The organism is Loktanella sp. M215 (assembly GCF_021735925.1).
Lineage (GTDB): Bacteria > Pseudomonadota > Alphaproteobacteria > Rhodobacterales > Rhodobacteraceae > Loktanella.
On the sequence record NZ_WMEA01000001.1, the window covers coordinates 3,679,368 to 3,698,658 of the forward strand.

The 19,291-nt window shown below is 64.8% G+C and carries 25 protein-coding genes; 6 read left to right on the top strand and 19 right to left on the bottom strand.

What is annotated here, in order from left to right; all coding sequences use genetic code 11:
* Positions 1-15: 15 nt before the first annotated feature.
* Positions 16-846, bottom strand: coding sequence for an aldo/keto reductase (locus tag GLR48_RS18075; RefSeq protein ID WP_237063501.1), 831 nt, complete (start codon positions 844-846; stop codon positions 16-18).
* 63 nt (positions 847-909) lie between these two features.
* Positions 910-1,611, bottom strand: a complete 702-nt coding sequence (arsH, locus tag GLR48_RS18080) for an arsenical resistance protein ArsH (RefSeq protein ID WP_237063503.1) — start codon at positions 1,609-1,611, stop codon at positions 910-912.
* A 106-nt stretch (positions 1,612-1,717) separates the two neighbouring features.
* Between arsH and GLR48_RS18085 the strand changes: the two genes are divergently transcribed.
* Together GLR48_RS18085 and GLR48_RS18090 are read left to right on the top strand one after the other, a co-directional pair.
* A complete protein-coding gene (locus tag GLR48_RS18085; protein WP_237063506.1) occupies positions 1,718-2,314 on the top strand; it encodes a thymidine kinase in 597 nt (198 codons plus the stop codon).
* A gap of 46 nt (positions 2,315-2,360) precedes the next feature.
* Entirely contained in the window at positions 2,361-2,849 is a 489-nt protein-coding gene (locus GLR48_RS18090) for a cytochrome b (RefSeq protein ID WP_237063508.1), read from the top strand.
* Here the strand turns inward: GLR48_RS18090 and GLR48_RS18095 are convergent.
* The 4 genes from GLR48_RS18095 to GLR48_RS18110 all read right to left on the bottom strand — a co-directional run bounded on the left by GLR48_RS18095 (position 2,846) and on the right by GLR48_RS18110 (position 5,618).
* The gene (locus GLR48_RS18095) at positions 2,846-3,802 is read right to left on the bottom strand and encodes a 2-hydroxyacid dehydrogenase (RefSeq protein ID WP_237063510.1); all 957 of its coding nucleotides are present in this window, start codon (positions 3,800-3,802) and stop codon (positions 2,846-2,848) included. The genes GLR48_RS18090 and GLR48_RS18095 overlap by 4 nt on opposite strands.
* Positions 3,799-4,137, bottom strand: a complete 339-nt coding sequence (locus GLR48_RS18100; protein WP_237063512.1) for a tRNA-binding protein — start codon at positions 4,135-4,137, stop codon at positions 3,799-3,801. Before GLR48_RS18100 ends, GLR48_RS18095 begins: the two co-directional genes overlap by 4 nt.
* Entirely contained in the window at positions 4,130-4,945 is an 816-nt protein-coding gene (gene proC, locus GLR48_RS18105; protein WP_237063513.1) for a pyrroline-5-carboxylate reductase, read from the bottom strand. Before proC ends, GLR48_RS18100 begins: the two co-directional genes overlap by 8 nt.
* Before the next feature lie 169 nt (positions 4,946-5,114).
* Entirely contained in the window at positions 5,115-5,618 is a 504-nt protein-coding gene (locus GLR48_RS18110; RefSeq protein ID WP_237064590.1) for a YbjN domain-containing protein, read from the bottom strand.
* A 325-nt stretch (positions 5,619-5,943) separates the two neighbouring features.
* Here GLR48_RS18110 and GLR48_RS18115 point away from each other — a divergent pair, with 325 nt between their 5' ends.
* A complete protein-coding gene (locus GLR48_RS18115; RefSeq protein ID WP_237063515.1) occupies positions 5,944-6,978 on the top strand; it encodes a M42 family metallopeptidase in 1,035 nt (344 codons plus the stop codon).
* Between the two features lie 63 nt (positions 6,979-7,041).
* Here GLR48_RS18115 and GLR48_RS18120 read toward each other — a convergent pair whose 3' ends face one another.
* The 4 genes from GLR48_RS18120 to GLR48_RS18135 all read right to left on the bottom strand — a co-directional run bounded on the left by GLR48_RS18120 (position 7,042) and on the right by GLR48_RS18135 (position 9,546).
* The gene (locus tag GLR48_RS18120; protein WP_237063517.1) at positions 7,042-7,635 is read right to left on the bottom strand and encodes a fasciclin domain-containing protein; all 594 of its coding nucleotides are present in this window, start codon (positions 7,633-7,635) and stop codon (positions 7,042-7,044) included.
* 200 nt (positions 7,636-7,835) lie between these two features.
* Positions 7,836-8,405, bottom strand: coding sequence for a fasciclin domain-containing protein (locus tag GLR48_RS18125; protein ID WP_237064591.1), 570 nt, complete (start codon positions 8,403-8,405; stop codon positions 7,836-7,838).
* A 144-nt stretch (positions 8,406-8,549) separates the two neighbouring features.
* On the bottom strand, positions 8,550-9,242 hold the full coding sequence (locus GLR48_RS18130) for an HAD family hydrolase (RefSeq protein WP_237063519.1): 693 nt from the start codon (positions 9,240-9,242) through the stop codon (positions 8,550-8,552).
* A 25-nt stretch (positions 9,243-9,267) separates the two neighbouring features.
* The gene (locus tag GLR48_RS18135; RefSeq protein WP_237063521.1) at positions 9,268-9,546 is read right to left on the bottom strand and encodes a DUF3572 domain-containing protein; all 279 of its coding nucleotides are present in this window, start codon (positions 9,544-9,546) and stop codon (positions 9,268-9,270) included.
* A 91-nt stretch (positions 9,547-9,637) separates the two neighbouring features.
* Between GLR48_RS18135 and GLR48_RS18140 the strand changes: the two genes are divergently transcribed.
* Positions 9,638-11,029 (top strand): diguanylate cyclase, encoded by a 1,392-nt coding sequence (locus tag GLR48_RS18140; RefSeq protein WP_237063523.1) that lies wholly within the window; start codon positions 9,638-9,640, stop codon positions 11,027-11,029.
* 869 nt (positions 11,030-11,898) lie between these two features.
* Here GLR48_RS18140 and GLR48_RS18145 read toward each other — a convergent pair.
* The 4 genes from GLR48_RS18145 to GLR48_RS18160 form a co-directional block, all read right to left on the bottom strand.
* Positions 11,899-12,360 (bottom strand): periplasmic heavy metal sensor, encoded by a 462-nt coding sequence (locus GLR48_RS18145; protein WP_237063525.1) that lies wholly within the window; start codon positions 12,358-12,360, stop codon positions 11,899-11,901.
* Complete coding sequence (locus GLR48_RS18150) at positions 12,353-12,694, bottom strand: hypothetical protein (RefSeq protein WP_237063527.1); 342 nt, start codon at positions 12,692-12,694, stop codon at positions 12,353-12,355. Before GLR48_RS18150 ends, GLR48_RS18145 begins: the two co-directional genes overlap by 8 nt.
* A 1-nt stretch (position 12,695) precedes the next feature.
* Positions 12,696-13,292, bottom strand: a complete 597-nt coding sequence (locus GLR48_RS18155) for an RNA polymerase sigma factor (protein ID WP_237064592.1) — start codon at positions 13,290-13,292, stop codon at positions 12,696-12,698.
* Positions 13,293-13,369: 77 nt separating this feature from the next.
* Complete coding sequence (locus GLR48_RS18160) at positions 13,370-13,915, bottom strand: EF-hand domain-containing protein (RefSeq protein WP_237063529.1); 546 nt, start codon at positions 13,913-13,915, stop codon at positions 13,370-13,372.
* Between the two features lie 192 nt (positions 13,916-14,107).
* Between GLR48_RS18160 and GLR48_RS18165 the strand changes: the two genes are divergently transcribed.
* Both GLR48_RS18165 and GLR48_RS18170 read left to right on the top strand, forming a co-directional pair.
* The gene (locus tag GLR48_RS18165) at positions 14,108-14,503 is read left to right on the top strand and encodes a DUF983 domain-containing protein (RefSeq protein ID WP_237063531.1); all 396 of its coding nucleotides are present in this window, start codon (positions 14,108-14,110) and stop codon (positions 14,501-14,503) included.
* The gene (locus tag GLR48_RS18170; protein ID WP_237063533.1) at positions 14,487-15,173 is read left to right on the top strand and encodes an NUDIX domain-containing protein; all 687 of its coding nucleotides are present in this window, start codon (positions 14,487-14,489) and stop codon (positions 15,171-15,173) included. Before GLR48_RS18165 ends, GLR48_RS18170 begins: the two co-directional genes overlap by 17 nt.
* On the opposite strand, the gene GLR48_RS18175 is transcribed toward GLR48_RS18170, so the two are convergent.
* The 5 genes from GLR48_RS18175 to GLR48_RS18195 are packed head-to-tail and all read right to left on the bottom strand — an operon-like array spanning position 15,170 to position 19,220.
* Entirely contained in the window at positions 15,170-16,066 is an 897-nt protein-coding gene (locus GLR48_RS18175; protein WP_237063534.1) for a DMT family transporter, read from the bottom strand. The genes GLR48_RS18170 and GLR48_RS18175 overlap by 4 nt on opposite strands.
* Positions 16,067-16,073: 7 nt before the next feature.
* Positions 16,074-17,462 carry a thioesterase family protein gene (locus GLR48_RS18180; protein ID WP_237063536.1) on the bottom strand — a complete coding sequence of 463 codons (1,389 nt, stop codon included), beginning with the start codon at positions 17,460-17,462 and terminating at the stop codon, positions 16,074-16,076.
* Positions 17,462-17,770, bottom strand: coding sequence for a hypothetical protein (locus GLR48_RS18185; RefSeq protein WP_237063537.1), 309 nt, complete (start codon positions 17,768-17,770; stop codon positions 17,462-17,464). Before GLR48_RS18185 ends, GLR48_RS18180 begins: the two co-directional genes overlap by 1 nt.
* Positions 17,767-18,309: a lipocalin family protein gene (locus GLR48_RS18190; RefSeq protein WP_237063539.1), complete on the bottom strand. Its 543-nt coding sequence runs from the start codon at positions 18,307-18,309 to the stop codon at positions 17,767-17,769. The genes GLR48_RS18185 and GLR48_RS18190 overlap by 4 nt, the downstream gene beginning before the upstream one ends.
* Positions 18,306-19,220 carry a 3-keto-5-aminohexanoate cleavage protein gene (locus GLR48_RS18195; protein ID WP_237063541.1) on the bottom strand — a complete coding sequence of 305 codons (915 nt, stop codon included), beginning with the start codon at positions 19,218-19,220 and terminating at the stop codon, positions 18,306-18,308. The genes GLR48_RS18190 and GLR48_RS18195 overlap by 4 nt, the downstream gene beginning before the upstream one ends.
* Between the last annotated feature and the right edge of the window lie 71 nt (positions 19,221-19,291).

Sequence of the window (19,291 nt, forward strand, 5' to 3'; positions counted from 1 at the left end):
CGCCCGACCGCGTCGTTACATGCCGTTGAACGTCTCGGGGTCGGGACCGGTGCGCTCGCCCTGATCCAGCTTGGTGATCGCATCCATTTCGGCCTGCGTGATCTCGAAATCGAAGATCGCCATGTTCGCCTTCAGGTGGTCGGTCTTGGTCGATCGGGCGATCACGGCGTTGCCGCGCTGCAGGTGCCAGCGCAGGATGACCTGCGGTGCGGTCTTGCCGGTGCGCTCTGCCACCGCCTTGATCGGGTCCGCATCGAAGGACCGTGCATTGCCCAGCGGCGACCAGCTTTGCGTCACGACGTCATGGGCGGCGTTGACCTTCAGCATCTTGGCCTGCTGCAGCATCGGGTTCACTTCGATCTGGTTCAGCACGGGCGCCTCTCCCGTCTCGTCGATGATCCGCTTCAGGTGCGCATCGTGGAAATTGCACACGCCGATGGATGTGACTTCCCCGTCGTCACGCGCGGCGATCAGCGCCTTCCATGCGTCGACATAGGCGTCCTGCTTTGGAAAGGGCCAGTGGATCAGCATCAGGTCGAGCTTTTCCAGGCCGATCCGCTTCAAGCTCTCGCCCACGGCGCGGCGCACCGCATCGTAATCCATGCCGTCGTTCCAGACCTTCGACGTGATGAAGAGGTCGTCGCGCGATGTGTCCGACGACCGGATACCCTCGCCCAACTGCTCTTCATTCTTGTAGGCGGCGGCGCCGTCGATCAGCGGATAGCCCATGTTGATGCTTTCGCGCACGACGCGGGCCGTCTCCTCTTGCGGCACCTGCCAGATCCCGAGGCCGAAGGCCGGGATGGAGTGACCGTCGGTGAAAGTCTTGGTGGGAATGTCGGACATCTGCATGTCTCCTGTTCTTGTCATCTGCGGGACACAACAGGTCGGACCGGCACATGTTCCCCGTCAGGAGGTCACGCGTTTGTGGACATCCTCCAGCGTTTCCACCCGTTCCGAATAGCGGTCGGTCAGTTGCGGGCGGCCACGGGTCAGCCAGGTAAAACGGACCAGTTCCTCCATCACGTCGACGATGCGGTTGTAGAGGGGACCGGGCAGCATGCGCCCGTCCGCGAACTGCTTGAAGGCCATCGGGACCGACGACTGGTTCGGGATCGTCACCATCCGCATCCAGCGTCCGAGGATCCGCATCTGGTTGACCGTGTTGAAGGATTGCGATCCGCCGCAGACCTGCATCAAGGCCAGCGTCTTACCTTGGGTGGGCCTGATGCCGCCAATGGGGGCCAACGGGATCCAGTCGATCTGCGCCTTCATCACCGCCGTCATGGCGCCGTGTCGTTCCGGACTGGACCAGACCATGCCTTCGCACCACAGCGCCAGGTCGCGCAATTCGCGCACCTTGGGGTGGTCCGTGTTCGCCTCGTCCGGTAGCGGCAGGCCGGTGGGATCGAAGGTGCGCACCTCGCACCCGAGTGCACGCAACACACGGGCGCCCTCCTCTGCCGTCAGGCGGGAATAGCTGACGGGGCGCAGCGATCCGGTCAGGATCAGAATGCGCGGGGGATGGCGCGGATCGCCCGGTGCCGCATAGTCATCGGGGTCGATAGGATGCAGTTGATCAGCGAGCAGGTTCGGCATGTCTTCGGTCATGGGGCGCGTCCTTGGCAAGAGTCCGTGACCGCATAGCCAAAGCCGCAGGAGATGTCAGCACGCCGGTTCTTGCAAACCCCGTATGGTCGCCGCTATCACCCCAGCCATGGCAAAACTCTATTTCAATTATTCCACGATGAACGCGGGCAAATCGACCGTGCTGCTGCAGGCCAGCCACAACTATGTCGAACGCGGGATGCAGACCTATCTGATGACCGCCCGGCTGGACACGCGCGCGGGACAGGGCCGGATCGCCAGCCGCATCGGCATCGCCCAGCCCGCCGACACCTATGCCCCCGGCGACAACCTTTACACGATGATCGAACGGCGCCTGAAAACCCCCTGCGCCTGCATCTTCGTGGACGAGGCGCAGTTTCTGGACCCAGATCAGGTCTGGCAACTGGCCCGCGTCGTCGACGATCTGGACGTGCCGGTCATGTGCTTCGGCCTGCGGGTCGATTTTCAGGGGCAGCTCTTTCCCGGCTCTGCCACACTGCTGGCGCTGGCGGATGAAATGCGAGAGGTCCGCACGATCTGCCATTGCGGACGCAAGGCTACCATGGTCGTGCGCCGCGACGCGCAGGGGCGCGTGGTGCAGGCGGGCGATCAGGTGCAGGTCGGCGGAAACGACCGCTATGTCTCGCTGTGCCGCAGACACTGGCGCGCGGCGATGGAGGGGGCGGAACCGGACCGCCTGCTCTAGCGTTTGAACCTGCGGGCAGAGTGTGTTCGCCCGTCAGGAACAGCCCATGTCATCCACGAAATACACCGCTCCCCACATGATGCTGCACTGGCTGATGGCCGTGGCGGTGGCGATCCAGATTGTCTTTGCAGACAATATGGGCGCGGCGTTCGACGCCAAGCTCGAAAACATCGAAATCGGGACCGGCTGGACCACAGGCGCAATCTTTCATGCGCTGTTGGGGGCGACCATCGGAGTCCTGATGTTGTGGCGCCTCGGCCTGCGTCTGACGACGGATATCCCGCCGCCACCCGAATCGGCGAGCGTGATCCAGACCGTCAGTCGCGCAACGCACTGGCTGTTCTACGCGATCCTGATTGGCATGCCCATTGTGGGCGCGCTGGCGTGGTTCATCCCGTCAGATTCACTGGCGGGTGTTCACGACATAGCCGGCAAGGTGCTGCTGGCGCTGATCGCCCTGCATATCTTGGGCGCGATCTATCATCACTTCATCGCCGATGACAAAGCGGTCCTGCGGCGAATGTTGCCCCGCTAGGGCATCCACAGCGCCTGCGGCGGCCGTTGGCCCGCAGCCCAGGCGATGACATTGTCCAGCGCCATCTGGCCCATGGCCTCCCGAACCTCCAGCGCTGCCGTGCCAAGGTGCGGCAGCAACACGACATTTTCCAATGTGGTCAAAGCCGCGGGAACACTTGGTTCGTGCGCATAGACGTCCAGCCCTGCCCTTATCCGACCGCGCGTCAGTTCCGCGATCAAGGCGCCCTCGTCCACCACGTCACCCCGCGCCACGTTCACGAAGATCGCACCATCGTCCAGTTGTGCCAGCGCCGCGGCATCAATCAGATGCGCGTTGTCACCTCCGCCGGGGACCGTCACCACGACCACGTCGGACTGGCTCATCAGGCTGTGCAGATCGGGCACCTGACGGGACGGCACATCGACGTCCTTTTCCGAGCGATTGAAATAGATCACCTTCATATCGAAACCGTAGTGCGCCCGCCGCGCGACCGCCTGCCCGATCCGGCCCATGCCGATGATCCCCAGCCGCTTGCCCGTGACATGCGCGCCCAGCATCTGCGTCGGATGCCAACCGGTCCAGCCGCCCGCACGGACCAGACGCTCGCCCTCGCCCGCCCGCCGGGCCGCCATCAGGATCAGCGTCATCGCAATGTCAGCGGTGGCATCGGTCACGACATCGGGCGTGTTCGACACCTGAACACCCGCCCGTTGCGCCGCAGCAAGGTCGATGTGGTTATGGCCGACGCCAAAACTCGCGATCATGCCGCAGCGCAGATGATTCGTGGCAAAAGCCTCGGCGGTGAAGGCGTCGCCCAGCGTGCACAGAATCGCATCGTGGTGCTGCATCGCCTCCGCCGCCTCGGCCGCGGTCAGCCCCACAGTGCTGTCGCGCAAGGTCACATCGAATATGGCACGCGCGGCGGCAATCGTCGCGTCCGGAAAGGTTCGGGTCAACAGAAGACGTTTCAATGCAAGCGCCCTCCGGCAGGAACGTCCTGATCCGGCGTCACCAGAACGACCGCACCTTCGGCATCCGGCATCCCCAGAACCAGAACCTCTGACATGAACTTGCCGATCTGGCGCGGCGGAAAGTTCACCACGGCGCAGACCATCCGCCCCACCAGCGTGTCCGGCGTATAGTGGACCGTCAGTTGCGCGCTGGTCTTGCGCTCTCCGATCTCGCCACCAAAATCGATCCAAAGCTTGATCGCGGGCTTGCGGGCCTCGGGATAGGGTTCGGCCCGCGTGACGCGCCCAACCCGGACGTCAACCTTCATGAAGTCGTCGAATGAGATCTCAGTCACGTGCAAGCTCCCGGCTGCGTGTGGCCGCGGCTGTCACGGCGCGGGTCAAAAGCGGCGGGAATCCGGTCGCAGCATCCATCAGCACCTCCAGCGCGGCCTGCGTGGTCCCATTCGGGCTGGTCACGTTGCGGCGGAGCTGGGCGGGGTCCTCGGGGCTGTCTTCGGCCAGTTGCCCTGCGCCGCCGACGGTCGCCTTGGCCAGCGCCATGGCCAGGTCCGGCGCCAGCCCCTGCTCCACCCCAGCCGCGGCAAGTGTCTCGATCAGGTGAAAGACATAGGCCGGGCCCGACCCGCTTACGGCGGTCACGGCATCCATCTGGGATTCCTCCTCCAGCCGCACCGTCTGGCCCACCGCCCCCATCAGCGCCTCGGCCAGGGCCAGATGCGCCTCGGTCGCGGCGGCGTTGCCAATCAGCGCCGAAATACCCCGCCCGATGGCCGCAGGCGTGTTCGGCATCGTCCGCACGACGGGCGTGGCTTCTCCGAACGTCTGCGCAAAACGCACCAGCGGCGTGCCCGCCGCGACCGAAACGAAAAGCGTCCCGCCCCCGCCCAGCGCCTGCATCGACGGCAGTGCTGCCCCCATCGTCTGCGGCTTGACCGCGACCAGCGCCACGGCCGGATTGTCGGGCATGCCCGCATTGACATGCACGCCGGTCCCGCTGGCCCAGTCGCTTGGCGACGGATCCAGCACCCAGACGCTGGTCGCGGGCAGACCGCCCTTCAGCCAGCCGTCCAACAGCGCCGACCCCATCTTGCCACAGCCCAGCAGGACAAGCCCACGGCGTGCAACGTCATCCATATTCATCTGTCTTTTCCCAATTTTCCCCGACACTCTAGGCAGCGATCTGTCCGGAAACAACGCCAAGAAGGCGCCGGGATGGCATCTTCTCGTTCCAAATCCCTCGGGGGTGCGGGGGGTCCGGGGGGCCGCAGGCCCCCCGGCGTCGCGACGCGCGACAGCGCGGCGCAAAACCTCAGGCGCGCCCGTAGGCCTCGCCGATGGCGATCCGGATCGCTTCCGCCGGGGTCCGCTCGGCCCAGGTGACCAGTTGCAACGCGGGATAGTACCGCTCGCAGCTTGTGACCGCCGTATGGATCATCGTGTCGATCTGTTCGGGGCTTGCGATCTGCTCGCCCGCCAAGACCAGACCGTAGCGATAGACCATCATCTTCTGCTCGGGCCACCAAGTGAACGTGCCAGCCCAGCTGTCGTCGTTGATCGTGTTCAGGGCCTCGAACAGGGCCTGCGTGCGGTGCGCGGGCGGCTCCATCTCGAAGGTGCAGATCAGCCGCAGCGTCTCGTCACGGTCTGACCAGGACAGGGTGATCGCATAGGTGCGCCACTGCCCCTCGACGGCCATCGCGATCTGGTTGTCGGCCAGCCGGTCGAATTCCCACGCATGGTGTTCGGCCAGATGCTCCACCAGGTCGATGGGATGCAGGTCGTCGGTGTCGAAATACTGCTCGATCAATGCCATGTCATTTGCCTCTTTCATGTACCGGTCCCGCGTTGCGTCCCCAGCACTATGCCACTGCTCTAGTGACGGTATGGTTCTTGTTAGTCCCCTACGAGATATGGTGCTGCCGCGAGGACGGTCTGTAAAGTCGTTTCTTGGGGATAAGTGCCTGCTGCTTGCGCTTTTCGCGCGATTTCATGCAGAATACACGCTTCCACAGCTCATTTCCATCTTCATTCGGCGGGATCACCGAAAGGTGCAGCCCATCCGCGAAAACCCGCCGCATTGCATCGGGCGCACGGCGGGCCTACCACAGCGTCACCCTTCAAAACCACAGGATGACCCCATGAACATCGATCTGCTGAAGCGGCTGTGCGAAATGCCCGGCGTCCCCGGGCACGAAGACCGCGTCCGCGCCCTGATCCAGTCAGAGATCGCGGACCTTTTCGACCACACGGAGGTCGACCCGATGGGCAACCTGCTGTGCCGGCGCGACGCCGCGCGCCCGGATGCGCCGCGTATCATGCTGCTTTGCCACATGGACGAGATCGGCTTTCTGGTCAGCCACATCGACGACAAGGGCTATCTTTACGTCCAGCCCGTCGGCGGTTTCGATCCGCGCAACCTGTTTTCGCGCCGGGTGCTGGTCTGCACAGACGACGGCGACCTGAAGGGCGTGATGAACCCGGGCGGCAAGCCGATCCACATCTCGAGCGCGGAAGACCGCAAGAAGGTGCCGGAGGTCGGCGAGTTCTTTATCGACACAGGGTTGGGTCTGGCGGCGAAGGACCGCGTCAAGGTCGGCGATTTCGTCGTCATGGACGAACCCTTCCTCGAGATGGGCGACACCTTCGTCAGCAAGGCACTCGACAACCGCGTCGCATGCTGGCTCGGGATCGAGGCGATGCGCGCTTTGGGCGACGGCGGTCGCGGCGCGGAAATCCACGTGGCCTTCACCTGTCAGGAAGAGGTCGGTCTGCGCGGCGCGCGCACCGCGGCCTTCGCCGTGCGGCCCGATATCGGTCTGGGCATCGACACGACGCTGGCCTGCGACACGCCGGGCATCCCCGACAAGGACGCGACGACACGCCACGGTCTGGGCTTCGGCCTGCATGTGCGCGACAGTTCCTTCATCGCGGACAAGGGCCTCGTGCGCGACATCGCCGCCCTGGCCGAGGCAAAGGGCATCCCCTACCAGCGCACGATGCTGGCGGCGGGCGGTCAGGATGGCGCTGCGGCGCAACAGGCGGCAGCCGGGGCGCGCGCGGTCGGGATCGTCGTCGGCACGCGCTACATTCACACGGTGACAGAGATGGTTCATCGCACCGACCTGCTGGCTGCGCGCGACATCATTGCCGCCTACCTCGCGGAATTTGCATGAAAAAGGCCTCCCGCGGGCAACCGCGGGAGGCCTGATCGACGTGATGGTCGATGACGTGTCGGCTTATTCGGCCGGCAGCATCACGGTGTCGATCACATGGACGACGCCATTCGACTGGATCACGTCGGGTGTCACGATCTCGGCGACCTGACCACGTTCGTCGGTGATGGTAAAGTGCTCTTCACCCACGGCCTTCACGGCGTCCTTGCGGATCGTCACCTTGCAACCGCCGACGGTCTCAAGCTCCTGCTCGCCACCCTCGTTACCGAACTGACCGGCCAGTTCTTCGGTGTTCATCGCGCCGGGAATGACGTGGCAGGTCAGGATCTTGGCCAGTGCCGCCTGATTTTCCGGCTTCATCAACTCTTCCAGCTGCGCGGGATCGAGCTTGGCGAAGGCGTCGTTCGTCGGGGCCAGCACGGTGAACGGGCCTTCACCCGACAGCGTATCGACCAGACCGGCGGCCTGCACGGCGGCAACCAGTGTCGAAAGGTTGCCAGCATTGGATGCGTTTTCGACGATCGTCATGTCGGGCATCATCTCGACACCGTCAACCATCGGGTTGCCGGCGGCGCTCATGTGGGACTCGGCTGCAGCGGCGCCTGCTGTCAGGCTCAGAGCGGCAACGGCGGCCATCAGTTTGCTTGTCATCGACATAAAAAAACTCTCTTTCATAGATACATGCAGGTTTTGTTGTCCTGCTATGCCCCTACAACGAGCATCCCCGTCAGAATGTTCCCAAAGGGCTCTCGAGCTTGCAGCTTTCAGGCAGGACACGGCCCGTCGCAAACAAAAACCCCGCCCTGTCGCACGACAAGGCGGGGTCGATCCGTCAGGGTCGCCTGACAGGATGCAGATTACTCTGCCGGCAGCATCACCGTGTCGATGACGTGCACGACGCCGTTCGACTGCTTGACGTCGGCCTGGGTAACCGTCGCCACCTGTCCGCGCTCGTCGGTCAGGGTGATCATGTCGCCGTCCATCTTGGCCTGCAAAACGCAGCCGCCCACCGTGGTCACGGCGTGCGTGCCGTTATCGTCGGCAATCATGCCCATGATCGCATCCGACATCGCATCGGCCGCAACGACATGGCAGGTCAGAATCTTGGCAAGGGCAGCCTGATTTTCCGGCTTCATCAGTTCCGCGACCTGCGTCTGGTCCAGCTTGGCGAAGGCGTCATTCGTCGGTGCGAAGACAGTGAACGGGCCGGTGCCAGACAGCGTTTCCACCAGACCCGCAGCCTGCACGGCGGCAACCAGCGTGGTCAGGTTCTCGGCGGTCGAGGCGTTTTCAACGATCGTCTTGGTCGGGAACATCTCGGCACCACCCACCATCGGATTGCCGTCGGCGCTCATGTGGGATTCGGCAAAGGCCGCACCGGTGGACAGTGCGAACACGGCAGCGGCGGTCATCAGCTTTGTTTTCATCGACATGTATTGTCTCTTTCTCTCTTCCCGGCAGGTCGTTGTGACCTGCGATGTGGCAACCACGAGAGAGGTGCAGAAAAAGTTGCTCTTGATCAGGAAATCGTGTGCGGCGCGCGCCGTTCTGATGCCCGCAGGGGATCCCATTCAGATCAGGCGGGCCAGCCAGATCGGCAGATCCGCAACGCTGTCCAACACGATATCGGCCAGCGGCGACAGGTCGTCGCGGCTGGCCGGCCCGGTCAGCACCCCCACGCAGGTCATGCCGGCGGCGCGCCCGGCCGTCAGATCATGGGGGCTGTCACCGATCATCGCACAATCCATCGGGCGCAGTCCTGTCGCCTTGCAAAAGGCCAGCAAGGGCGCGGCAGAGGGTTTGGCGCCGTGCCCGCTGTCGTAGCCCGCGACAAAGGCCATCTCATCCAGAATGCCCGCATCCTCCAGATGCCGCATCGCCGGGTCTTCGGCGTCGTTCGTGACCACGCCCAGCGTTTGCCCCATGGCCCGCAGCCGCGCCATGAGGGGCGCAAGATCGGTTGCCGGTTGCTGCGGCACGTCGGCGGAAAAGGCGTTCATCCGCGCAATGAGCGCGCCGAGATCGCCCGGCCCCGTCACCGACAGGACAGCGCGGGCCACGACGTCGATTGGCTCTGCAATCACGAGGCTGCCGGGCCGGAACCGATTCATCGACAGATCATAGCCAAGCACGGTCGCCAACCGGTCCAGGCGGGTGGCATCGCCCGCCGCCTCCGACACCAATAAACGGCGCGTGAAAACACCCCAGGTGGCATTGAAATCGAACAGCGTGCCGTCCTTGTCAAAGATCAAGCCCTTGATCATGCAGGATACTTCCTGAAGGGCACCATCAAGTCCAATGCACCTGCTCTGCCCCCGGCAGGGCATAGCGCGCGCGCAGAGGGGCATCATAGGGCAACCCGTGCGCATCGCAGAAGGCCATCACCCAGTCATCGCGCTGGGTCAGGAAATCCAGCACCGACGCGAGGAAGACCGGGTCCGACGCGCCTTGCCGCAGATCGTCCGGCGACAGTCCGCTGCCCCCCATGAAGGCACCGGACAGGTCGTCATCGGCAGCGACATGGGCCAGCGCCTGCAAGGCCAGCACTTCGGCGGTTTCCGGCGTCATCTATAATCCATTTCCGAAGGTGAACACTTTTTTAATACATCTCGCGCAATCTGACCGGGCGATGGTGAAACCGTCAGTGAAGGATTGCAAGATGTCCGGCAAAATATTGATCGTCGATTCCGTTTCGACCAACCGTATCGTTCTGCGGGTCAAGATGCTGGCTGCAAGGTATGAGGTCGATGCCGTGGCCTCCTGCGCCGAAGCGGCCAGTCGGATTGCGATGTCCCAGCCCGATCTGGTGCTGATCAATCTGACCGATGCGCAGGGCGAAGGCCATGCCTTCTGCCGAGGGCTTCGCGCCGATGTGGCCACCGCCAATATCGCGATCATATCCGTGGGTGTGCTGGACACCGCCACCGCCCGATTCAGCGCGCTCGATGCCGGCGCCGATGATGTGCTGCCGCGCCCGATCAGCGACACGCTGCTGCTGGCGCGCGTGCGCAGCCTGATGCGCCGGCGGAACATGTCGCGCGAACTGCAGATGCGCGACGGGACGAACCGCAATTTCGGGTTCGAGGAAGCCTCGGCCCTGCTGATCACACCGGCCCGCATCACCCTGCTGTCGGATGCACCGACTGCGGCGGCGGCCCTTTCCGCAGATTTGCGGGCGGGGCTTGGTCAGTCGATCCGGGTCATTACCTCTGACGACGCGCTGATCGATGCCAGCGACGTCGGGAAGACGGACCTCTTCATGATTGATGCCACGGTCGGCGGCTTCAGGGCACGCCAGCTGTTCAGGCTCGTCGCGGACCTGCGGGCACGGCAATCGACACGGCTCGCCACGCAGATGGTCCTCCTGCCGTCCCAGCAGACCGAAGCGGCCGCCATGCTGCTTGATCTCGGCGCCGATGACGTGATCCTGGGGTCGGTTGGTACCCAGGAGCTCGTGCTGCGCGCCAAGGCGCTGGTCCGGCACAAGATGGATCAGGACCGATTGCGCGACAGCCTGCGCGACGGGTTGCACGCCGCGATCACCGACCCTCTGACGGGCCTCTACAACCGGCGCTATGCAGAAACGCATCTGCGCCACATCGCCAAACAGGCCCGCGCCGTGGGGCGTGAATATGCGCTGATGATGATCGACATCGACCATTTCAAGCGCATCAACGACGGGTTCGGCCACGCCGCGGGCGACATGGTGCTGCGCGGTCTGGCTGACCGGCTGAAGCAGAACTTTCGCCCCGAAGACCTCGTCGCCCGCATCGGAGGAGAGGAGTTCCTGATCGCCATGCCGCAGACCAGCCTGTCGGAAGCGAAAGCGGCGGCACAGCGGCTGCGCCGCCTCGTGAACGTGCGCCCCTTTTCAATCGGCGAAAACCGGCAGGATCTGCATGTGACGATTTCCGTCGGCGTTGCACTCGACAGGCTTAATTGCGGCATGATCGAAAATCTCGACGATCTGTTCAAGCGGGCGGATGCAGCGCTCTATTGCGCCAAGGCAAATGGCCGCGACGCGATCTCGATCAGTCAGTCTGCCGCCTGAGGACGTGTCACCTGTCCGGACATCCGGATAGCTTGGCAATCAGCCGGCGCACTTTGCGGGACCGCGGTTTTCTGACAGGATTCCGATCATTTTTAAATCCTGGTTTGCCACTTTGAAACCCGCGCTATTCCGACCGACAGAGCAGCGGCATTAAGGGTTCGGCTAGTCTGACGACGTTCGCGGCGTTTTCCACCGATCGCTTAGGTTTCCGCCATGACAGCATCTTTTGCATGCCCTGCTCATATGGGTCTCAACATAGCACCGACTGACATCATCGGTTGTCTGAACGTTTCAGACAGCGCCTGATCGGAGGACGTCGTCCGCGCCGCCAGCGCGGTTTTGTAGAAAACCTTATGTACCAGTGGCGACCGGCGCTCACTTATCCTTGGATGACAAGTGTCAGATACGGGCCCGGACGCTAACGTTGTCACGTAAAGCTCCATGACCCAAAAATTCCCCGGCGGGTTCCTGGTATGATGGATTTTCCGCTGACACGCTGCATGATCGAAAATCCGATAGGTGTTCGGTGACCTTGCGCTGTCCCACGAAAGCCACGGCGAAATCTTGCAGCGCCCGCTCGGCAGGCTGGGCAACGCCGAACACGCCCGTCGCGCCGTCCAGTGAAGGCTTACACCACGGATTGGTTCAACTCGGGTGAACGTCGCAATCTCGTCCTGGAGGGCTTAAGCGGCCAGCACGACTCTGGCTACCATGGCGGGCCAGTGTCGCCACGCGCGGCCATCTGGTTGTCGTCATCTCCTCACTTGCAGCAGAACACTACCGTTGCGCAGAACATACGTGTCGCAGCGCTTCGGATGTCCGATCCCACAGCTGCGGGCGCGGGATGTCATCCGGTCCGCGTTTGCCGCTCAGCGCGGCGAAGGCTTTCGTGTCAGGCGTTCTGACAGCGCCTGACGGTCCGCGGGTGTCATGTCATCAATCCGGTCGGCCAGCGCCTCGGCTGCGGCGGACTGAAACCGGGCCGCACGGGCGGCTGGGGTCGTCAGCGCCGACCGTAGGGCCTGCGCATCGTAGGGTTCGGCCTTCAGCGCATCCTGCAGGGCCAGCAGATCGCCGCCCCGGTCCCGTCGCGGGGGGCCAAGGTCGCGGCGCGCCTTCAGGGTGTCGCGAATCGCAGCCCGGTCGGCGGGAGACAGCGCGCGGGCCACCGGCCCGAGGCTCATGTCAAAATCCCGTGGCGGGCGCCCGTCGTGGCCGCGCAGCAGCAGGCCTGCGGCCATCCCCGCAACGGCAAGGTTCAACGCCAGTGACAGGGCCAGAACGATGCGCAGCACCTTGGTGCGGCGGGATGCGGGAAAGGGGTCAGCCATCAGTCGGCTCCTCGAACAAAGTAAGGTCGGTTTCGGGCAGGAAGGTCACGGTCTGGGTCGTCCCGACAAGCACCGCCGCCAGACCCTCGACACCGGCGGGCGGGGCCACGCCGATCCATACCCCCGACAGTCCTGCCGCAAGGATGCCCGTCAGCACCGGCCAGCCGCCCAGCAGCTCTTGCAGCCAGCGTGTGGGACCGGACGGGCTGCGGGTCCGCACCCGTACGGGTGACTGCTGGGCCGCCGCATCGGCCAGAACGCGGGCCATCAGATCGTCACCGGGTGTCACCGGGCGGGCCTTCGCCAGGGCAAGAAGATCGTCAAGATCATCCATGTCACGATTCGTCATCATCGTACCCCAATGCATCGCGCCGTCCCGACAACATCGCCGCCAGCGCCCGTTTACCCCGCGCGGTCAGGCTTTCGACCGCGCGCGGCGAGATGTCCATGATGGCGGCAATTTCCGGATTCGGCAGCCCCTCCAGATGCCGCAAGGCCACGGCCTGTGCCTGACGGTCCGGCAGCTGCGCCAGCGCATCCGCCAAGGCCCGCAACCGGGCCGCGGTCTGCATCGTGGCTGCCGCACCGGGGGTCGGGTCCGCGGGTTCCGCGATCTGGTCCAGCCCGACCCCGGTGCGTTTGCGCTTGCGCAGCCGGTCGGTGCACAGATTGGCCACGACACGGAACAGCCACGTCGTGACCTGCGCCTCGCCTTGCCGCCAGTCCGGGGCGACCTTCCACAGGCGCAGCATCGCCTCCTGTGCCACGTCCTCGGCCTCGGCCCGGTCCTGCAACATGCGGGTCGCCTGCCCCAGCACCCGCGGCAGAACGCGGGCCGAGAGCGTGCGCGCGGCCTCCGGGTCGCCGTTGGCATAGGCCACCAGCAGGGCGGCATCGGTCATCGCGTCCGAGGGCTGTGGCAGCGGCGTCATACGGATCATGGCTAGGCCGTTCAATCAGGGATGGCAACGGCCAGGGGCGGCGTGCGCCCCCGACCGTTGCCCGTGACCTAGCCGCGCGGCCGGGCGCCATCGTCCATGCCGCCGTGGCGCTTGCCATGGCCTTCGTGACGCTTGCCGGGTCCGTGGTCGCCCATCCGGGGACCGGCCTCGAATTCGGCGGCGTCGAGGCTGCCGTCCTTGTTCGTGTCCAGCCGCGCGAACATGCGCGCCATGCGGTCGCCTTTCGGGGCCATCTCCTCGGCCTGCAACAGACCGTCGCCGTTGGTGTCACGTTCCGCAATCATGCGGTCCATGCGTTCGGCCCGACGTTGATCCTGCTGCGCCTGCATCTCGGCCGCCGACAATCCACCATTGCGGTCCGTATCAGCCGCCGCAAAGCGGGCCGCGGCCCGGGCCTGCATTTCTTCGGGCGTGACGGCACCATTGCCATCGGCATCGAGTGTCGCGAAATCCGGCATCGGGCCGCGGTCGCGCGGACCGGGTGCCGGCATGGTCGCGGCGGGGGCTGTGGGTGCGGGCGCCGTCTGCGCGCCGGCCACGCCGGTCACGGCAAGTCCGCCCAGCAGAGCCAGCATCATGACATTCTTTTTCATCGGGTTCGTCCTTGTTCTGATCATCTGCAACGCCCCCTCCGGGCCGTCGATGCAGGTGATACGCACCATGTCGGCCGTTCCGTCGCGACCGTCCCGGAATTCCTGCGATACCGCGACCATTGCGCACAAAGCCGCGCTGCACCCTTTCATTTTGCGCCGTTTGCGTCCATCTGATGAAACGAAGGAGCACGCATGGCCCAGACCGATACCCAGATTCCGCAGTCGGAACGCAATTCGAAATCAGCGATGTGGCGCGGGTTCTGCCGGCGGTGTCCCAACTGTGGCGAAGGCCACATGTTCAAGGGGTACCTCAAGGTCGTCGACCGGTGTCCCGTGTGTCAGGAAAATCTGTCCGGCCACCGCGCCGATGACGGCCCGGCCTATCTGACCATCTTGATTGTCGGGCATCTGCTGGCCCCGATCCTGATCTACAGCTTCGTCGAATTCAGGCCTGATCCGCTGGTGCTTGCGACGATCTTCACCATCGGCACCGTGGCCCTGTCGCTGTTCCTGCTGCCGCGGCTGAAGGGTCTGGTGGTCGGTATTCAATGGGCAAACGGGATGCACGGATTTGGCCAGCGCGATTGACAAGACTGCCCTCCGCGACGCGGCCACGATTATCGTGCTGCGGCGCGGGGACGTGCCTTCGGTGCTGATGGGACAACGCGGCGCCGCCGCCGCCTTCATGCCCAGCAAGTTCGTGTTTCCCGGCGGCGCGGTGGATGCCGTCGACCGGACCGTGCCGCTGCATCCGATGACGGATGACACTGCAGTCGCCCTGCGCACCGAAAGCCACCTGCCGCCAGAAGCGCTGGCCGCAGCGGCCATTCGCGAGCTGTGGGAAGAGACAGGCCACGTGCTGGGACACCCGCAGCCGTGGCCCGACGCGCCGCAGGGCTGGCGCGGATTCGCTGCCACCGGTCATGTGCCTGACGCCAGCCGCTTGCGCTATTTCTTCCGCGCGGTCACACCGCAGGGCCGCCCCCGGCGGTTCGACGCGCGGTTCTTTCTGGCGGATGCAGCCGACCTTACGACCGACCCCGACGATTTCAGCCGGGCCGAGGACGAGTTATCGCTGCTGCAATGGGTGCCTCTGGCGCAGGCCCGCAAATTCGATCTGCCCTTCATCACAGAGGTCGTTCTGGCCGAACTGATGGCACATCTGGCCGACCCCGATGCCCCGCTGAGCGTGCCGTTCTTTCGCAACGACGACGAGGCGCATCTGGTCAGCCGTCTTGGCGGCACACGCCTGATTTAGTCAGCCCAGACCAACATGACGACGCTCAACGTCAGCAGGACAAGCCCCTTCGCCTCTCGCCCGGTGATCCGTTCGCCAAAGACGGCCCAGCCGACCAGCAACGACAACGCCAGTTCGATCTGGCCAACGCCCTTGACCAAGGCGACCGTCTGCAAGGTGAATGCGACGAACCAGCAGGTCGATCCGGCCATGCTGGTCAGCCCCACCAGCCCCGCGATGCGCCAGGCCCTGATGACGCGGGTGATCTGCCCGGGTTCGCGCCAGACCAGCCAGAGTGTCATGGTGACGACCTGAAACGCAGTCACGCAGGCTAGCGTCAGGATGGCGCGAAAGAACGCATCGCCGTCCGGCAGGGATGTCGATGCGCCGCGGTAGCCAACGCTGGACACGGCAAAGAGCAGGCCAGAGGCGAGGCCCAGACCGCTGCCCCGGTTGACGATACGCCGATACCAAGGGCCAGTTGCGGCGGGCGCGTCCGATAGCAGGACGATCCCCGGCAGGCCCAGCACCAAGGCGACCCAAGCCAGCGGCGGCAGCTGTTCGCCCAGCAGTACGATGGACAGAAGCGCCGCGATCAGCACTTCGGTTTTCATGAAGGTCAGGCCCACGGCAAAGTTGCGCTGCGTGAACAGCGCCACCACGCACATCGTGGCAAGGATCTGCGTAAATCCGCCCGCGATCGCAAAGGCCCAGAACCGGGCGGGCACACTCGTCCCCTGCCCGGTCACGCTGGCGTAGGTCAGGGCCAAAAGGGCCACCAGTGGCGCGGAGTAGATGAAGCGCGCAAAGGTCGCACCTGCCGTTGACAGCGTGGCACTGCGCAACTGCTTTTGCAGCATGAAGCGGACGGTCTGCGCCACGACGGCGCCGAGTGTCACCCAGACCCAGATCATGGCTGCGTCACTTGCGTCCCACGGCGCGGCCGGCGCCCTCGGGCCACGGCAAATCGGCATGGGCCTGTGCCAGACGGCCCAACGGCACGGCGACGCGGTCGTCGGGCATGCAGGCCTTGCGGGTCGTCAGGCTCACGTGGATCAGCATGTGCTCTCCGGTCGCGAGCAGACGGTCGGCATCGTACATGCGGTGGAAGAGGTGCATCTTTTTGCCTTGCCCCAAAAGGACTTGTGACACGACATGAATGCGGGTGCCGGCGTGCACCTCGTCCACGTGACGGATATGGGTTTCGGCGGTAAAGAAGCTGACGCCGCTCGCGACATAATCCATGTCGCACCCCACCAGCGCCATCAGGCGGTCGGTCGCCTCGCCGAAGGCGTGCAGGTACCGCGCCTCGGTCATGTGGCCATTGTAGTCGGTCCAATCCAGCGGCACGGCGCGGTGCAGGGTCGTGACCGGTTGCGACAGGTCAGCCACGTCGTCCAGCGTCAGCGGCAGGCGATCCATGCGTTTATCATGTGCATTTAACAGCTGTCCGGCCCCAACGTCGCGCGCCTTTAGCCCGCGCAGGAGCGTGACAAGCGTATCGTCGCGGCTGCGGTCCGCAGCATCACGGTTCGGATGATCCGATGCACTGGCATTTTCAGCGGAATGTTCGAATTGTGCAAAAAAACCGGCCCTATCAGCCGACACGTCCATGTTCTTATCGGTTTTTATCAAGCCAGACTGCGCAAAGTTCAAACCGACACCATAGCGGATCGTGTCGTTCACCTGGTTTGCTGTGACCTGACCGTCGTCGACGATGCGGCGGGCTTCGCGCAGGATGGCATACAGAAGACGGTCGGTGATCGGGCCGTCCATCTTTGCTCCGATGGGTAGCGGGCGCATGCCAAGGGACGTTAGGATGGCGGCGGCGCGTGCGACGACGGCGGGCGGGTTCGCGGCGCTGCTGCCCAGTTCGACCAACGGCAGCAAATAGACCGGCTCGACCGCCCGGACCACAAGGATCTGTCCGGGTCGCGCCGCACCGTCCTGCAGGGCCGAAATCCCGTCATCCCCGGACGACGCCCCCATGATGGTATCAGGTGAGGAACCAGCCTGAAGCTTTTGAAATAGCTCCCGTTTCCGGTCAGATGGCTCAGACAGGCATTCCTGTATCCAGTCAGCCCCCTGCAACGCCTCGGTCATGTCGGCGTGAAAGGTCAGGTGCCCCTCTACCGGCATCGCCACGTCGGACAGACTGGGCAAGGCCCTGCGTGCGTTGTCGATGACCGCGCTCACCCTGTCCTCGGCACCCGGCGCGCAGACGGCGACGTCCCAGCCCATCAGCAGGAAGCGCGCGGCCCAGCCCGCGCCGATGTCGCCGCCGCCGATGATCGCAGCGCGCTGCGGCATCAGTTGACGGCGTCCAGATCCTGCTGTTCGAGGGCGGCGTTCAGGTCCGTGTCGGTCAGCGGATCGTCAAGGGCCGCCTGCGGCACCGGGTTGCGTTTGACCGACGGGTCGCAGGCAGTCATCGGGCTGTTCACGTCGCGGATGATCAGACCGCCGCTCGCGCGGCATTGTTCGAACGGCATCGACGATCCGATCACCATGAACTCCTTGATCGCGCCACCGCCGCCACCGCCAAGGCTGGCCGGGGTCAAGCCGGCGCCCGCGCAGCCCGTCATCAGGGCCAAAGCGACCAATCCCAGATATTTCATTGCGATACCTCCACCAGTCGGCCCAGATCATAGCCATTGAATTCAAGCACATCCCGCGAGGCGCGCAGGCGGTCGGCGGGGATCTGCGGATCCCGGTTCAGGATCCAGCCGGACCGGCCGTTCGGCGCGCCGACGACGGCTGTGCGATAACCTTCGTCGATCCACAGGACCCAGTAATCGGCCGGAAAGGGGATCGTGTCAAAGCTGACACTCAGCCGCCCCGGCCCCACGACGTCGGCGCGACCCTGAATGGTGCTGCGCACGCTGCCGTCGGTGTTGCGGCAGGTGTTCAGCACGGACAACCCGCCATCGGGCAGGGCTGCGTATTCCGCAGTCACGCCGACGCAGCCCGTCTCGAACGGGACCGGGTAGCGGGCGACCTCGTACCATTTGCCCGCATAGCGGCCCGCGTCGAAGTTGAGGGCAGAGCCGATCGGCACGCTGCGGTCGCGGTAGACCTCCAGCAAGCCGCCGACGGGTTCACCGGGTTGCGGCTTGGCGCAGGCAGCCAGCAGCAGGAGAAGGATGAGGCGTTTCATGCAGCCACCGGCGCGCGCTTGGTCAGGCCAAGGGTCTGGCGCACCTCTGCCGGTGTCATGACTCGGGCGCCGAGGTTTTCGATGATGTCCACCGCACGCTCTACCAGCTGCGCATTGGTCGCGTGTTGCCCGCGCGCCAGCATCAGATTGTCCTCCAGCCCCACGCGGACATGGCCACCGGCCAGCACCGCCGCCGCGACGTAAGGCATCTGGTGAGCGCCCAGCGCGAATGCCGAGAAGGTCCAGTCCGGCGGCAGGTTGTTCACCATCGCCATGAAGGTATTCAGATCGTCCGGCGCGCCCCACGGCACGCCCATGCAAAGTTGCACCAACGCGGGGGCGGTCAGGACGCCGTCGGCGACAAGCTGTTTCGCGAACCACAGATGCCCGGTATCGAAGACCTCGATTTCCGGACGCACGCCCAGCGCCGTCATCATGCCGCCCATGGCGCGCAGCATGGCAGGCGCGTTGACCATGACCGTGCCGTGGTTGCCGAAGTTCATGGAACCACAGTCAAGCGAGCAGATTTCCGGCAGGCAGGCGGCGATGGGCGCCATGCGTTCGGTGGCCCCCGCCATGTCCGTCTCGGGGCCGGGCGGCAGCGGGCGTTCGGCATCCGCCATCTGCATGTCACCGCCCATGCCGCCGGTCAGGTTCAGCACGACGTCCGTGCTGCTGTCGCGGATGCGGTCCGTGACCTCGCGGTAAAGTGCCGGATCGCGCGAGGGCGCACCCGTTTCCGGATCGCGAACATGGCAATGCACGATCGCAGCACCCGCACGGGCGGCAGCGATAGCACTCTCCGCGATCTGCTGCGGGCTGCGGGGCACATGTGGGGACTTGTCCTGCGTCGCACCGGACCCGGTGACGGCGCAGGTGACAAAGACCTCTCGCTTCATGTTCAACGGCATCGCGTCCCCTCTGCCCGGTTGCCTGCGACGTTGTGCGATTCCTGACCCAAGGGCAAGGACCGTGCCCGCGT